The following is a 16,415-nucleotide window of genomic DNA, read 5'->3' as shown; positions in this document are numbered from 1 at the left end:
AAAGAACATGAAGAAGAATGCGTTGGTAATTTGTATGGTAGCGTTGTTGTTGCTTCTGTCCGCATGTGGAGGCACGAAGGGTACAACTGGTGAAACGGGTTCAGCAGGAACGGACAATGGCAGAGAGCAGGCCGATCAACTGAAAGTGGTATTGCTGATTCCAGGCACACTGGGAGACAAATCCTTCTTCGACGCTGCTAATCATGGTCTGGAGCTAGTTAAGTCCGAATTGGGCGCTAAAACCAAGGTCATTGAAATGGGTACAGACAAAACGAAGTGGGAACCAACTTTTAACGATATCTCTGCTGAGGACTGGGACATCGTCATTTCTGGTGGCTCTGAAATTACAGAGATGTTTAATGCGGCTGCGGAGCAGCATGCTGACAAAACGTTTATCAACTATGATACGGATATCGAGGACGCCCCGGCTAATGTTTATAATATGTCCTATTCTACTAATGAAGTATCCTTCCTGGCAGGAGCGGTTGCGGCGCTCGCAACCAAGTCGGACATGCCAAATGCCAACAAGGATAACCTGATCGGCTTCCTGGGCGGTATGGATATTCCGGGGATCAATGCTTTTCTCGTGGGTTACATTGAGGGAGCTAAATACGTAGACCCGGATATTAAGGTCGCTGTATCCTATGCAGGAGATTTCGTTAATCCAGCCAAAGGAAAAGAACTTTCGCTTATTCAATATAACTCGGGAGTTGACGTGATTTTCAACGTTGCAGGTGGAACAGGGCTGGGTATTTTCGATGCGGCGAAGGAAAAGTCCAAGTACGCCATCGGCGTAGACTCGGACCAGGCTGCATTGCTAAAAGAGACAGACCCTTCCAAAGCCAATCTAATCATTACCTCTGCGATCAAAAAGATCGACACAGCGATTCTGGAAGCCGTGACGCAAGCAAAAGAAGGCAAGCTGGAGACAGGAAAACGCCAGGTGATGGGCTTCGTAGAGAACGGGGTCGGCATTGCAGAGAACGACATCTATACAAGTGTAATCCCAGCGGATCTGCAAGCGAAGGTAGAAGAGATCAAGAAGAAGCTCGAAAACAAAGAGATTACCGTATCTAATGCGATGGGCATGGAGACGTCAGAGATCGAAGCGATCCGTAATAGCGTGAAACCGTAACCTTTCGTTTTTCTAGATGGATTATCGGCGAGAAATAATCGAGTTTAATGTTGTACAGCTGGAGATGTAGTCATGATCATTGATGCATTTTCGGCTGTACATTTTTTGTGCAAACTGCTAGTAGAGGGGAGAAACATACATGTCCGGCGTACTGTTGGAAATGCGAAATATTTCAAAGGTTTACCCCAATGGGGTGGTCGCTAACAAGAATGTTCAGTTCTCCTTGCAGGAGGGAGAAATCCATGCCATAGCTGGGGAGAACGGGGCGGGCAAATCTACACTGATGAAGATGATGTTTGGTATGGAAGAGCCGAGCGAGGGTGAGATTCTGTTAAAGGGAAAACAGATCAAGCTAGGTAACCCGCAAGATGCCATTGCGCTCGGAATTGGTATGGTGCATCAACATTTCATGCTCGTTCCTTCCTTCACCGTCGCTGAGAATATGGTGCTCGGCATGGAGCCGAGACGCGGCGTAGGTATTCATTATGCAGAAGCTGTCCGCATGACGGAGGAAACCGCTCGCAAGTATAACCTATCCGTGAATCCCCGGGCCAAGGTTGAGGATTTGAGCGTAGGGATGAAGCAAAAGGTAGAGATTTTGAAAGCTCTGTTACGCGGCGCAGAAATACTCATTCTGGATGAGCCTACAGCCGTATTAACCCCGCAGGAGACAGAAGAGTTGTTCCGAGAGTTGAAACTGCTAAAAGAGAAGGGACATACCATTGTGTTTATCTCGCACAAGTTGAAAGAAGTGAAAGCGATCTGCGATAGAATTACCATTTTGCGCGGCGGACGTTCTGAGGGTGTGTTTAACATTGCAGATGTTACAGAACAAGAAATATCACGGCTGATGGTTGGACGGGATGTTGTGCTCAAGTATGACAAAACGCAGAAGAATTATGGCGAGCCTGTACTGTCTGTACAGAATTTAGGGGCAGTTGATCCGGAAGGCAAGGCACTGTTGTCGGATATCAGCTTTCATGTTCGCGCAGGAGAAATTGTCGGGATCGCCGGCGTGGAAGGCAATGGACAAAGTCAGCTCGTTGAAGGACTAACCGGAAGTTTGGGAAACCGCTATGCAGGCGGTAAGGTCGAGATGAAGGGAAAGGATATTCGTTCATTAGATATCCGTGAGATTCGCAGGCTCGGTGTCTCCTATATTCCGGAAGACCGAATGCGTCAGGGTTCAGCTGGTGAGGCAAGTATTGCAGACAATCTGATTTCCACCCGTTATCGTTCGAAATCGCTGAATAGAGGGCCGCTTCTTAGCATGTCATCCATTCAAAAGCTGGCAAGTTCTCTGGTGGAGGAATTCAAGGTCCGGTGCTCCGGCCCGTCACAGCCAATCGGTATGTTGTCTGGGGGGAATATGCAGAAGGTAGTCGTTGCCCGTGAATGCTCGACTGAGCCGGATCTGCTCATTGCGGAGCAGCCTACGCGCGGGGTGGATATTGGAGCGGCACAGTTTATCCATCAGAAGTTGTTAGAGCTGCGGGATGCAGGTTCTGCAATTGTGCTTGTATCGGCTGATCTGAATGAAATCCTGGAAATGAGTGACACACTGCTTGTGTTATATGACGGAAAAATTGCCGCACGGCTGGATTCGCCGTCAACCGTAAGCGAAGAGGAGCTGGGTCTCTACATGCTTGGGATTCGTGAGCAGCAGGAGCAACAGGAGCAGTATGAGGAGGAGGCTTCCCCATGATCCGTTTAAAATATTTTGAAGTATACCGCACGGCCGCAGTCATTCTGATCTCTTTAGCTATTGCATTTATTATTATCTCTCTTGTAAGCAGCCAGCCTGTAGAGACTATTCGTATCTTTCTGTTTGAGCCGCTGTCCACCTTAAGCCGTATGGGCAACGTTGTGGAAATGGCAATTCCGCTCATGTTCACAGGGCTTTCGGTATCACTCCTGTTTAAAACGAATATGTTCAATCTGGGTGCTGAGGGTATCTTTTATATCTCAGGCATCGTTGCAGCCATTCTGGCAATACATTTAAGCATGAACGGCATATTGCACCCGATTGTGGCAATTGGGGCAGGTTCTATCGTAGGTGCACTGCTCTCGGCAATTCCGGGTTATCTCAAGGCCAAATGGAACGCGAATGAACTGGTGACATCACTCATGTTTAATAGCATCTTTTTTGGAATCGGCCTGTATCTGTTGAACTATCACCTGCGTGATGCCAAAGCATTCTCGAATGTATCTTATAAATTTGCAGAGACGGCACAGCTGGATAAAATATTGCCAGGCACACGGCTGCATACAGGGCTGATTATTGTGCTGGTGTTGATTGTTCTTGCTCATTATTTCATGTATCGCACGAAGTGGGGATATGAGCTGCGCATGACGGGAGCCAATCGCGAATTTGCCGGATACTCCGGTATGAAAACAGCAAAAGTCATCATTCTGGTTCATCTAATCGCAGGTTTCATCGCCGGTATGGGCGGGTCGGTCGAGGTGCTGGGTATGTATAATCGCTTTCAATGGACGGCATTGCCGGGATATGGACTAGATGGTGCACTTGTAGCCATGCTTGCCAAGAACAATCCTCTTTCCGTCATTGGTGCTGCGCTCTTTCTGGCCTATATCCGTATCGGTGCGGATCTGATGGCTCGTTTGTCAGATGTGCCTTCCGAGATGATCTCCATTATTCAAGCGGTCATTATTTTGCTGATCTCTGCGGAGCAGTTCCTGAAATTCTGGAAGAATCGGATGCTGCTGAAGGAGGCCAAGTTACATGAATAGCCTGCTGAACGTCATTTTAACGACGGATTTTGCCTTCTCCGTATTACGGGTTACAACACCGATCTTGTTCGCGGCTTTAGGTGCGTTGATCTCCAATCGAGCAGGGATTATCAACATCGGTATGGAGGGCATCATGCTGGTATCTGCGCTGGCTGGAGTTGTGGTCAGTTCCTACACGGCCAGCGCCTGGATCGGGTTGCTCGGTGCCGTCCTCTCGGGTACGGCAATTGCCGGAATGCTTGCATTTTTCACACTTAAATTTAAAACGCATATTATTCTCGGCGGCGTTGCCATAAATATGTTTGCTTCAGGAGGAACGGTATTTTTACTGTACTTGCTTAGTGGAGACAAAGGTTCATCTACGTCCTTGCCAAGCAAGGTGTTACCTAGTATAGACATTCCACTGTTGCAACAAATTCCGGTGCTCGGCCCGATTCTGTCAGGTCACCATATTTTGACTTATGCTTCCATTCTGGCTGTTATTGCTGTCTATTATTTATTGAAACGTACGCCACTAGGTCTGCAGATTCGTTCCGTCGGTGAGAATCCGCATGCGGCGCAGTCGGTAGGTGTCAGTGTCGTAAAAATTCAATATATGGCTTTGCTATTGAGTGGATTCTTCGCCAGTTTGGGCGGGGCTTACATGTCGATGGGATATCTGTCTCTGTTCACCAGAGATATGATTGCCGGTCGGGGTTGGATTGCCATCGCAGCGGAGTCCATGGGACGCAGTACAACCGTAGGTACAGCCCTGACCTCACTGTTATTCGGCGGAGCGGAGGCACTGGCTAATGCATTGCAGGTGCTTAAGATACCAGCTGAGCTAATCGGCACATTGCCTTATGTGGCTACCGTGGTCGGACTAATTGTTTATGCGATTGCTGAGACACGCAAGAAGAGACGTAAGCTCGCACAAAAAACGAACTGAGGAGATAACGATGACGAAACCTATTATTATTGACTGTGACCCAGGACACGACGACGCAATTGCCATTTTGCTGGCGCTTGCCCACCCAGAGCAGCTGGAGATTAAGGGGATCACCACAGTGGGTGGTAACCAGACCTTAGAGAAGATTACAAATAATGCGCTCAACATTCTCGGTTTTGTCGGGGCCGATATTCCGGTAGCGAAAGGTGCAAAAGGACCGTTGCTGGGTGCCCTGGTAACCGGAGAAGAAGCTCACGGCGAATCGGGAATGGATGGTCCTGTACTTCCGCCAAGTCGTTTTCGTGCAATCGAGGTAGGTGCTGTAGAGTTTATCCGCGATCTGTTGCTGTCTTCGGATGAGCCAATCACGCTTGTGCCCATTGGTCCGTTAACCAATATTGCTACCCTGATTCGTGCGTATCCTGAACTCAAATCACGTATTGCAGGCATTTCGATGATGGGTGGAGGCATTGCCTATGGGAACGTGACACGTACAGCTGAGTTTAACATCTACGTTGACCCGGAGGCAGCGCAGATTGTATTTGAATCGGGAATTCCGATTACGATGAGCGGACTGGATGTGACGGACAAAGCAGCTATTTTTGATGAGGAGATTGCAGCTCTGAAAACAAGAGGTCCTGTATCAGTTATGGTGGGGGAATTGCTGGACTTCTACTCGATTTACGGCAAAAAGATGGGTTACCATGGAAATGCACTGCATGACCCTTGTGCCATTGCATGGCTGCTGCAGCCTGAGTTGTTCCAAAGCAAAATGCTGGATGTGACGATTGAAACACAGGGAACGTACACACGCGGAATGACCGTTGGCGACTTACGCACGAAGACAGATCGTGAGCCTAACGTGAACGTGCTACTGGATGTTGACCGTGATGCCTTCATTCGTCTCGTCTATGATGCACTTGCTATTCTTGACGCTCGTGTACAGCAATCTCCACAAGGAGATTCTTAATATGGCAGGCTGGACTGACCTGCGAGAGACGGTGCGGCTTGAACTGCTTCAACGTGGTGAGGAAGGCTGTAATACCCAGGGGTATACGCAAAAATGGGACGAGGCCGCTAATGATGAGAACAAGCTGCTTCAACTCTACCAAGAATTGATGGAAATTCAGGTATCCGCTGATTTTCCTTATATAGAACCTTCGGGTCTTGAAGATATTCGAGCCTTGCGTCCAGAGGGGCCTCGTGAACTTCAAGGCGACTGGAGTGAGCAAGTATGGCGGGATAAATTTTACGGGGCTTGGCTCGGGCGAAGTGTTGGATGTGCGCTAGGGAAACCGCTGGAGCACCCGGATTATCTCTATGGTAAGGATGGGCGCCCAGGATGGGAGAATGTCGAGCTTTGGTTCAAAGGTGCGGATGCCTGGCCCATTCGAGGTTATGCTCCGGAACATTCCCGTGCGGAGCAGGAGTATGGCTTGAGTTTGACAGATTTGGGACCCTTAAGTGTCCGGGAGAAAATTCGTTTTATGGAGAGCGATGACGATATTCGTTACACCATTCTGGGCTTGCTGTTGTTGGAGGAAAAGGGGCTGGACTGGGATTCCTGGGACGTCGGAAAGCTGTGGCATCATCGTTTGACCTACAGCCAGGTATGTACAGCGGAGACACAAGCATACATGAATTTCGCCCAGGAGACCTCGCATCTGAAATCGGATAAACCTGCGGATTGGGCACTACGCCAGGAACGTGTACGTATGCATCTCAATCCATATCGCGAGTGGATCGGAGCTGCAATCCGCGCTGACGGATTGGCATATGGTGTAGCCGGACGACCTGAACTGGCAGCCGAACTTGGCTGGAGAGATGCCTCCTTTTCTCATGTCAAGAATGGTATTTATGGTGAGATGTTGAATGCAGCGATGATCGCAGCGGCGTTCGTGGAAAATAATAGCGAGCGTATTGTAGAAATTGGACTCAGCGAGATTCCGAAGACAAGCAGACTGGCCGCAGATGTGCTTCAAGGCATGGAGATTGGACTCTCTGCTCGGAACGAGCGGGATTTGGTCAGCAGGATTTGGGATACGTTCAGTCATTATGATGCGGTGCATACCAATAACAATGCTGCACTGGTAGCAGCATCTCTGGTGTATGCTGGCAATGATTTTGAGAAGGCAGTTGTCACGTCTGTTTATGGTGGGCTCGACACCGATTGTAATGGAGCTACGGTTGGGTCGATCATGGGTGCGCGCCTTGGGGCAGCACAGTTGCCCGAATCCTGGACAGCTCCACTAAACGACACGCTGTACGCCGATCTGGTTGGATTCGATCCGGTGTCGATCTCTTCCTGTGCTGAACGCAGCTATCAGGTGTTTTTGAAGCTTCGCGACGAGGTGCGTAACTAATGCAAAAGATGACGATGAGATATTTAGTTTATCCCATCATAAAAATAAACTCGGATTACTTAAATAAAACGATGAAGCCTTAGGGCCTCCCTAAGGCTTTTTGTTATGGCTTTAGCCCGTTGAGTACGTGAAACGCACGAAAAAAACCACCCGCATAGCGGGTGGTTTTGATTTGATGAATTATTTCGAGTTGTAAGAGAAAGATAGATTATGCGTTTGTGGTCCTGTAGCTGCGTTGTAATTATCCTGAATGTTTGAGATATAATAAGTGAATTTGAGGTTTAATGTTTTCTGTTTTGGTGTACTGTAGTGACCAACTTTAATGACAGAATCAAAGGAGTGGCTTGGAAGCTCCAGTCTTTGACTTTTCGGAATCGTTAATTTTGATCTTCTGACCTTACTGCTACCACTATTGTCATATACCTTTAATGTTCCGGCTGCGATGTTCTGTGAATTCGTATACCCTACTCCAAAAGACAAACCTGTATTAGGAACCGACAGTCCCCAAGCTACATTCAGTTTTAATTTTCCAAGTGTACTATAAGATGAATCCCACATAATAGACCGTATTACATCCCCAGGAGCTGTATAAGCTTCAAGGGTTGTATCTTGATGAACTCCCATTCTCCAGCCTGAGGTTTTGGAGTTAACGGTTCCTACGTTAGATGTCGTACTTACGGACAGGGGATAAAGTTTTGTGGTAAAGTCCCCAGAACCTCCACTAAGAGATGAGGGACCCTCAACATAGGCTCTTACCGTCATTTTTTCTGTTATTGTAGCAACACCCGCATTGTATACTGCAGTATATGTTTTGTCCGACTTACCACTTGCCAGAGACGCAGCAAATGTTGTTAATCCATCGTTGGTTTCTTCTCGAACGGGTTCAAATACTTTCCCGTACCAAAACATGTCTGTATGTTCTGCATCTTCAAAAGCACCCGAATTGTTAAACATCTGATCTGTATGAAGTTTATCATTTAACTGATCCGTTTCTAGAAACGTAAAGGTTCTTGTATTCTTTTCGAGCAAATACAGTTTAACAACAGTATCATCATTCTTGAATTTATCTCGCAATAAAGCTAGATTGCTGTTGGGTTTGCGATCAATTCCGAAGTAGACAACTTCAAAATTGTCCTTGTTATCCTTTAATTCTCCTACAATCAGACTGTCCGTATAACCAGCCTTCTTTAACCCACCTGTAAGTTGGAATTCTTTTTCTCCAGTGCTAGTCTTCACGTTACCGGATAAGGAAACAGAATCTGCACCGTTACTCTCCATAGATTTGATATCTACACTACTGGAATCAAAATTGGCTGATTTGCCTAATTTCTCACCCTTAGCATCCAAACTATATACGGTATTACTTGGAATTTGGATACGATCTTTAGATACTTCGTCAGATGCAGAAACACTAGTACCTAGAGAAAAAGTGAATAATGTAGTCGCAAGGAACAAAGACATTAACTTTTTCAAGATAAAACCTCCTAAATATTGGATTGTAATTTGTCGAGGTTTAAAGATACCAAAATGAATATGATTTGTAAATCAAGTATCTTTTTTCGAAATAAATAGTAGTTATTTTTACCTATACCAAAAGTAGTTCGTATAACAACAAATTTAGTATATTTAACTGAAGACTATACTGGAGAATCGGGCAAGGCGGACTAGAATTAACGCAGGAGTCAGATTAGAACCAGATAAACACGGACTCCAGATATATAAAAAAAATTTATATGATACAAAAGTTGGGTTTTATAAAAGAAGGGTCTAACGCGAGTTATCTGAAGTGATATATGTATTTGTTGACAGCCAATCTAATCTCTTAGACAAGAAGAAAGAGCCCCGGCAGGATGGGGCTCTTGTTATTGATTAGTATAATTTGAACGAAACCAACTTTTTAATTCCTCACTTACGATTTCATAATGTGCATCGATAGAATCGGATTGCAATTCAATACCACCAGATGATCCAAAAATGATTAATTCCAATCGAGTACCATCTTTAAAAATCATTTCCCCTATGTTGCTCGCTCCAGAACTTTCCTCGAAATCCATAGGTCTCAGCTCTGCATGTTGTATCATGCCAGTAACTGTTTTTGTCTCTTCATCCGTTAATGTTACTGGATTAAATAGGCCGATGTTGATTTCTTGTAATTGCCCTGCAGAGAGCTTTTCTTTGAAGTGGTCCGCCCAGTCGTGGTCTGTCCCATGACTAGATGAGCAGCTTGAGACAATGAGTATGGAACCAACAATGACGAAAATTACTCCTAAGCACCGCTCAGCACGTAAAGCTAAATCGCTAGGCTTGGCATCTTTAAGTCTCCATCCTAACCTGAAATACCAAAAGGAGTAAGGTGATATGGCCATAATTAGACCTATGATTAACATTAGTACGCCTACAACTCCTGTCAAATCATCACATCCTTAATTGTGTTCATCATCTGAATTGAAGGTGCATCTCATTGTGTTTGTTAAAATCGAATCCCCAATGTTACTGAAACCATAACCATTCCTTTGAAGCGGTAAACATATAAAACGAGTGAAGTAGCAACGAAATAATCTCAATAAATGCTTGTTCAGTATTTGTTTAGAGACAAAGGTTATACTAATCCTCGCTAATCATTTTGATATAGAAAGTAGGTCATATCATTAGTAGAGTCCCTTTGTGAGAGCACTGAATTGTAAGTTGAGTATAAGAATTCCCTATATCAAGTTAACTGGGTTGCATATATGAGAGGGGATTCACATTTATCTACAGCAAAGGAACCAGTTACATTTTAATTTTATATGGAGGCAAAAAGGATATGACCCAAAGCATCAAAAAAATCATTTCTATTGTGCTAACGGTATGTTTAATGCTAGGAGGGAGCGGTCTATCTGCATTATTAGGTTCAGTAGCCTATGCAGATAACGCTCCAACCACAGCAGAGGCAAACTACAAGCAATATCGGGTGAAGTTAACGGCCGATCCGGTCACAGATACAGCACCTGCTGGTTTCGGGGCAGCTGCCTCAGATGGACGGATCTGGACAGACAAGAGTGTTACGGCAGAGAATGATGGTACATTCAACATTCAGTTATCTGCCTTAGCACAGGAATATATGACATCCAACTCGACGAATCCAGGCGTTGGCGGGAACGGCAATGCGAACGGATCTGCGGCAGATGTGACTTTTATTTTGGATATGAGTTCATCTATGGGGAACCTAAGCGGTAAAGAAATAGCAGACACCTCAGGTGGGCCGGGTCTATATTACCGAGTAGAAGCTATGGCAAAGGCGGCAAATGAAGCCATTCGCACGGTGATGAATGCAAATCCGAATAACCGCGTTGCAGTATATTGGTTCGGTGGATCTGCTTCCTCCAACCACCTTGGCACGTTTATGGAACTGGGTCATTATCAATTCAACTCAGGTCATGAAACAGAAGATTATCTGAAATATGCAACAAATCAGACCATCACATTGAACAGTAATCTAACTAAGGACGGCAGCGCTGTTGGATCAAAATCTGCGGTTTCACTGGGAGGTGGAACACCAACGCAGGATGGTATTATGTACGGGGTCTCAAAAACGATGAGTAATATAGGAACGAAAGGAGAAGGCCCTAAACGCCAGCCTTATCTATTCCTGCTATCTGATGGAGCCGCAATTCATGCCAAGAAAGCATGGTACAATTCACCGAAGGGTAAATCCTTTGAAACGGATTTTGTTAATGCGGTATCTGATGCTACCACAGTCTCGAACTATAATCAGAATGGTACAGACGGAAGCAAGTATGTTCCGGAAACAGCCGGAACTGGTCTGGCAAGTACAGGACATCCAGAGATTGCGGCGTTGACCATTCTTACTGGCGCATATATGAAAAATCTTATGGATCATAAATATACCGAATACAATGGAGGAGAATCCACCCAGTCCAAGGTATATACTGTGGGACTTGGCTCTACAACGGCTATTAATGGTCCCTATAACGGTAATCAACCCGTTTATGCATGGGCAGGACTCGACCCGAAAAGAGTCGATACGAACAAAGAAGATAGTAATTATAACTATGGTACAGCCAAAAACACCTATGATATGTTGAAAACTTATGCGGTTCAGGGACCTATTGGGTTTAACTATGCAGAATCCTTTGTATACAGCAATTATTATACATTTGCCCCAACGTATGACATTGTAAAGTCGGCTTTCTCTGGTTTAACCAATGATGTTGAGGCTACCACAACGATACTTCCGCTTCTTAACATACCGGAAACCACGGATCTGGGGAACGGTGCGGAAACGGCGGATATCGCCAGTGCTATCGTTGTTGCAGACGATATCAGCAATGATTTTGCTGTGGATCTGTCCACGTTAAAAATCGGGGATGCTGTTGCGACAGTAGACACAAGTACGAATATAAACGGTGGTACAGCGTACGCATTCGCGGGGTATGGAAGTAAGGCGGTCATTAAAACCGTCGCAGGCGTTAGCAGTCTTACATGGTATATTGACGCAGATGATATGCAATCGCATATTTACCGCTTCAAGAACCGGACAAGTCCGCAACCTGGAGACTATAGTGTGCCAGCAGGCGGTTCTTTTAAAATCAGTTATAAAGTAAAACCGACATTTCAGGTATCACCTAATCAGGTGGGTGACACATCACGTTACATCAATGCGGGCAATGCGAGTGATGGAGCCAAGACGGCAGCGTACTTCCATCCACCTGCGGACAGTCCCTATTATCAGGCTTTAACAAGTAAACAGACCGTTTCCAAAACGGGTGGAATCGGCGCAACGTATGTAACCGAGGAATCGCTGAATAATGGCAAGGCCATCATGAGACTTGGAAACAACGGGAAGCTTGATTTGCAGATGGGGATTATGAAGACAGGGCCGGCAACCGTTCCGATTAACGGGTCTATAGATTATAAAGTGACCCTGTATAACTATACAAATTCGGCTATCACAGGCCTCAGCGTCACTAGCGATGGGCAAAACCAGACAGGGATTGATGTTCAGGCCAATGATAACAGGGTGCTTACTTTTACGAAAACTGCACCGGGCACGCCGCAGACATTAGATAGCGATACTGCTGTAATTACGGGAATTAACCTGGTATCGAATACGGTATCCACGGATGTAACCAACGTGACCACAGCTGAGATCAATACCCATGTTATCAGAGATGTTGGTGGCACGGTCACAGGAGGTGGCACCTATAACGTTGGTGAATCTGCGACCATTACAGCCGTTCCGGTTGACGGCTTTACATTTGCAGGGTGGTATGACAATCAGGCAGGTACAGGGACTCCTGTAAGTACGGATGCAGTCTACACGTTCACGGTTCAGAACGACCAACATTATTATGCAAAATACACATTGTTGCCGTTCGCTTCGGATGATACGTACAGCGTTGTAAGAGGAACGACACTTACGATACCAGCAGAAGAGGGCATTTTGCTCAATGATACGGATAGCGAGGGGCGTGTACTTACTGCTGTAAGTATCAGTTCGATTAGTGATTCAACTAAAGGCACACTGAGTGTGGACCCCGAAGGATCATTCACCTTCGCGGCGGAAGCAGAAGCATCGGGTAGCGTAACGTTTACTTACCAAGCCGACAACGGATCTAGCCGGTCTAACGTAGCAACGGTAACAATTAACATTACACCACCTGCGCATAAGCCAACCGCAAGTAACGACAGCTACAACGTTAGGAGCGGAGGCACACTGAACGTTCCGGTTGAGGGTGGCTTACTCTCTAACGATACCGATGATGAGAATCATCCACTCACAGTGGACCACGTCAGCTCGATTAGTGACACAAGCAAAGGCACACTGAATGTGAACCCGGATGGATCATTTACCTTTGTTGCGGAGGCAAATGCATCTGGTAATGTAACGTTTACTTACGAGGCCTATGACGGGACTGTCTACTCGAGCTCAGCTACCGTTACGATTACCATCAAAGTGCCGATCACGACTCATGTTATTGGTGATGTTGGTGGTACAACAGATGGTGACGGTGTCTACCGAATTGGCGAATCGGCAATGATTACAGCAATTCCAGCCTCAGGCTATGCCTTCGTAGGATGGTATGACAACGAGGAAGGCACAGGTACGCCTGTAAGTACCGGTAAAGCTTATTCCTTGACGGTTTCTTCAGCTGGAGACTATTATGCAAAATTCAGCCAATTGCCTACAGCTGAGAATGACAGCTACAAGGTTGTCGCAGGAGCTACCCTGACCGTTTCAGTGGAGAAGGGTATTCTATTGAATGATATTACCTATGTAGACAATGGTAACCTCACTGCTGTGGATGTCAGTTCACTCAGCGAGTCCAACAAGGGAACACTGAATGTAAACTTGGACGGATCATTCACATTTGCGGCAGCAAGAGAAGTCTCTGGCAGTGTGACGTTCAAATATCGCGCCTCTGATGCAGCAGGGAAGTCCAACGAGGCTACGGTAACAATCACCTTTATTAACCCGAGCATTGATGGAACAATTACAGTTAAGGAGACACAGAAGCCGGTATCCGGTGCTATCGTGATCCTGCGTGACCTTGCAGGCAAAGAGACAGGACGAACGACAACAGACGTAAACGGGAAGTACACTTTTGAGGACGTCATTATGAATAACTATGTCCTGGAAGTTGTACGTGATGGATATAGCCCAGCACATAGAGAAGTTTCAGTATCCACAGCAAACGTTAGTCCGAATGGACATATCACTGAGGATTTTGAACTTGTAGATCACGACATCACATTAACAGCGAACCCCTCATCCATTCTTGGTAATGGCATTTCTACCTCCGTATTTAAGACGGTGATAACTGATAAAGAGGGGCGTCCTCAGGCAGGCGTTGAAGTTGTATTTGAAGTACCGAATACAACGTACGGCCATTTTACTGGAAACACGAATACGATAACGGTTCTGACGGATGCAGAAGGCGTTGCAAAGACAACCTTTACCGCAGCGGTTCTTGGGGGTACGGGATCGGTATCCATACCTCTGACGGCAACCGTTGATGATAGCCAAAAGGGTATTCAGGTTAGTGACACAATCTATATTACGATTACCCCCGGCGTTATTACAGGTGTTGTTACAGACCAAGCAGGACAACCACTAGCCGGTTCCTCGATCAAAGTGAGTAAAGATTTTGACGGAGACGGCATTGCTGATTTCCATGCTGTTGCCGTTACAGGAGCTGACGGAGCATACACCATTGCTATACCCCAGGGGAATGTAACCTACGATGTATCGATTACAAAGCTAGTTGAAGTCAGCGGCCAGAAGAAATCGGTCATATTTAATCAGAGCGTACCTGTAAACGGAAGCGTGGATGGCCATTCCTTTGATGCGAATAAAACGGTATCAGGTGTTGTCCTGGTTGGCAAGACACAAGGGGCATCCGCAATGCTCGATGGCACTGTGGGCGGTGGCTACAACGTGTTGATCAATGATGGCAATGGCGATCATACAGGTCAAGTTAACCAGAACGGAACATTTAATATCGACAGCGTGCTCAAGGGCAACTATACGGCAAAAGTTGTCTATAACATTCCGCTTCCAGGAGGCGGGACACAACCTATCGTTGTGGGGCACGTGAACACCGAGATTAATGCAGACGGACAGATCAGCATCAGTGAAGTACTCATTGACCCATACGGTACAATTACGGATTCCGTGACAGGTCAACCGATAACCGGTGCTGTTGTTACACTTCATTACAGTAACGGAACGGTTGTTAACTTGCCGCCGGTGAATAACTTCCCACCAGCGGATAATGCCAACCCGCAGACAAGTGATGCGACAGGGCAATATGCCTTTATGGTATTTCCGCATACGGACTATTATTTAACTGCGAAGAAGGCAGGATATAAGGATTTCGATAGCAGGGTTGTTGATCCAAGCCAACCGCTGATTCATGTGGGTACGGATATTGTGCTGTATAACTTTAGCATGACACCCCTGACAACATCTGGAGGATCAGGATCAGGAACGAGTACGGGTGCATCAAACTCACCGACGAATTCAACTCCACCATCAACTGTTCCAACAACTACGACGCCTTCGGGGTCTATCGATCTCGCTATAGCGATTCTAGTCGACAAAATGAAGGGTGGGGAAGGAGATACCCTTACCTTCACCGTGATTTATGCCAATAAAACCACGGTTGATGCCGATGGTGTGTACGTCAAAGCTAAGATCCCTTCAGGGCTAAGTTTGGTTGATGCGAACGGCGGTGCTTTGACAGGCCAAGAACTCAAGTGGAATGTTGGTAAACTGACGGGAGGAACGCAAGGTAAGCTGACGTTCAAACTCAAGGTTAACGATATGAACGAAGGCGAAGATTTTGGCAACATAACGGCTAACATAGGAACAGATCACAAGCTTACGCTCACCAATACACAAGATGATGCGTCCTTGATCAAGGTGATGCTGTATTCTAACCGCTATGAACATCAGCATGCCCGTTACATTATGGGATATCCAGATGGCAACGTTAAACCTGGACGACTTATTACGCGTGCAGAGATAGCTGCTATCTTTGCCCGGACACTGCAATTGCAAGATGAGGTTCGTCACGTACAGTTATTTAGCGATGTTGCTGCAAGTTACTGGGGAGCCGATTATATCGAAGCAGTTGTAAACAAAGAGATATTTAAAGGTTATGCAGATAACACGTTCAAGCCAGATCAACCGATCACACGGGCAGAACTGGCAACAGCCATTGCTCGTTATCTGGGAGTTGCAAGAGAGCTGAAGATGAACAATATATTGAGAATCAGCTCATTTACCGATATCAGTGGAAGCTGGGCGGAGCAGTCCATCGACGAGGTATACCGTTTTGGATTCCTATCAGGATATAAAAATGGCTCCTTCCAACCCAACAGTAGGCTTACCCGAGAGGAAGCTGTCAAAATGATCAATGGGATGTTGTATAGAGGTCCCTTGACCGGGGTACAAGCTTCTTACCCAGATAACCGTATGGGCAGATGGTCATTCGGGCATCTTGAGGAAGCAACAAGAACGCATACGTATAAAATCAATGAAGATGGTTCCGAAACGATGTTGAAATACATCCCGGAAGATCTGTGGTAAACTTCGCTCCAATATCGTGGTCAAGCAGATGAAGTGTATCCTTTGGGAGAATGCTTCATTGTATAAAAAAACGAAAAGAAGCCGAGGTAGGGTGAGTCCCTTCTTCGGCTTTTTTTACATAACATCGTAATGATGATCACGGCC

General features: G+C 46.1%; 9 protein-coding genes. 7 read left to right on the top strand and 2 right to left on the bottom strand.

The window, feature by feature from the left end:
- Positions 1 to 7: 7 nt before the first annotated feature.
- The 6 genes from M3629_RS16575 (at position 8) to M3629_RS16550 (ending at position 7,177) form a co-directional block, all read left to right on the top strand.
- Positions 8 to 1,135, top strand: a complete 1,128-nt coding sequence (locus M3629_RS16575; protein WP_251508479.1) for a BMP family ABC transporter substrate-binding protein — start codon at positions 8 to 10, stop codon at positions 1,133 to 1,135.
- A gap of 139 nt (positions 1,136 to 1,274) precedes the next feature.
- Positions 1,275 to 2,840, top strand: coding sequence for an ABC transporter ATP-binding protein (locus M3629_RS16570; protein ID WP_251508476.1), 1,566 nt, complete (start codon positions 1,275 to 1,277; stop codon positions 2,838 to 2,840).
- Positions 2,837 to 3,886 carry an ABC transporter permease gene (locus M3629_RS16565; protein WP_251508474.1) on the top strand — a complete coding sequence of 350 codons (1,050 nt, stop codon included), beginning with the start codon at positions 2,837 to 2,839 and terminating at the stop codon, positions 3,884 to 3,886. The genes M3629_RS16570 and M3629_RS16565 overlap by 4 nt, the downstream gene beginning before the upstream one ends.
- Positions 3,879 to 4,814: an ABC transporter permease gene (locus M3629_RS16560; RefSeq protein ID WP_251508472.1), complete on the top strand. Its 936-nt coding sequence runs from the start codon at positions 3,879 to 3,881 to the stop codon at positions 4,812 to 4,814. The genes M3629_RS16565 and M3629_RS16560 overlap by 8 nt, the downstream gene beginning before the upstream one ends.
- A 10-nt stretch (positions 4,815 to 4,824) precedes the next feature.
- Positions 4,825 to 5,784: a nucleoside hydrolase gene (locus tag M3629_RS16555; RefSeq protein ID WP_251508470.1), complete on the top strand. Its 960-nt coding sequence runs from the start codon at positions 4,825 to 4,827 to the stop codon at positions 5,782 to 5,784.
- A 1-nt stretch (position 5,785) separates the two neighbouring features.
- Entirely contained in the window at positions 5,786 to 7,177 is a 1,392-nt protein-coding gene (locus M3629_RS16550) for an ADP-ribosylglycohydrolase family protein (protein WP_251508468.1), read from the top strand.
- Positions 7,178 to 7,357: 180 nt separating this feature from the next.
- Here the strand turns inward: M3629_RS16550 and M3629_RS16545 are convergent, their stop codons facing one another.
- Together M3629_RS16545 and M3629_RS16540 are read right to left on the bottom strand one after the other, a co-directional pair.
- The gene (locus tag M3629_RS16545) at positions 7,358 to 8,650 is read right to left on the bottom strand and encodes a hypothetical protein (protein WP_251508466.1); all 1,293 of its coding nucleotides are present in this window, start codon (positions 8,648 to 8,650) and stop codon (positions 7,358 to 7,360) included.
- Positions 8,651 to 9,039: 389 nt separating this feature from the next.
- Positions 9,040 to 9,588 (bottom strand): DUF6199 family natural product biosynthesis protein, encoded by a 549-nt coding sequence (locus M3629_RS16540; protein ID WP_251508464.1) that lies wholly within the window; start codon positions 9,586 to 9,588, stop codon positions 9,040 to 9,042.
- A 392-nt stretch (positions 9,589 to 9,980) separates the two neighbouring features.
- Between M3629_RS16540 and M3629_RS16535 the strand changes: the two genes are divergently transcribed.
- Positions 9,981 to 16,271 carry an Ig-like domain-containing protein gene (locus M3629_RS16535; RefSeq protein ID WP_251508462.1) on the top strand — a complete coding sequence of 2,097 codons (6,291 nt, stop codon included), beginning with the start codon at positions 9,981 to 9,983 and terminating at the stop codon, positions 16,269 to 16,271.
- Positions 16,272 to 16,415: the final 144 nt, after the last annotated feature.

Source organism: Paenibacillus polysaccharolyticus, assembly GCF_023714295.1.
Lineage (GTDB): Bacteria > Bacillota > Bacilli > Paenibacillales > Paenibacillaceae > Paenibacillus > Paenibacillus polysaccharolyticus_A.
Note: the sequence above shows the minus strand (reverse complement) of the source record. Positions and strands in the feature narration are given on the sequence as shown.

Coding starts and splice junctions, on each gene's coding strand:
- M3629_RS16570 (WP_251508476.1), top strand. CDS start 1,275: ATGTCCGGCGTACTGTTGGAAATGCGAAATATTTCAAAGGTTTACCCC.
- M3629_RS16535 (WP_251508462.1), top strand. CDS start 9,981: ATGACCCAAAGCATCAAAAAAATCATTTCTATTGTGCTAACGGTATGT.
- M3629_RS16565 (WP_251508474.1), top strand. CDS start 2,837: ATGATCCGTTTAAAATATTTTGAAGTATACCGCACGGCCGCAGTCATT.
- M3629_RS16560 (WP_251508472.1), top strand. CDS start 3,879: ATGAATAGCCTGCTGAACGTCATTTTAACGACGGATTTTGCCTTCTCC.
- M3629_RS16555 (WP_251508470.1), top strand. CDS start 4,825: ATGACGAAACCTATTATTATTGACTGTGACCCAGGACACGACGACGCA.
- M3629_RS16550 (WP_251508468.1), top strand. CDS start 5,786: ATGGCAGGCTGGACTGACCTGCGAGAGACGGTGCGGCTTGAACTGCTT.
- M3629_RS16575 (WP_251508479.1), top strand. CDS start 8: ATGAAGAAGAATGCGTTGGTAATTTGTATGGTAGCGTTGTTGTTGCTT.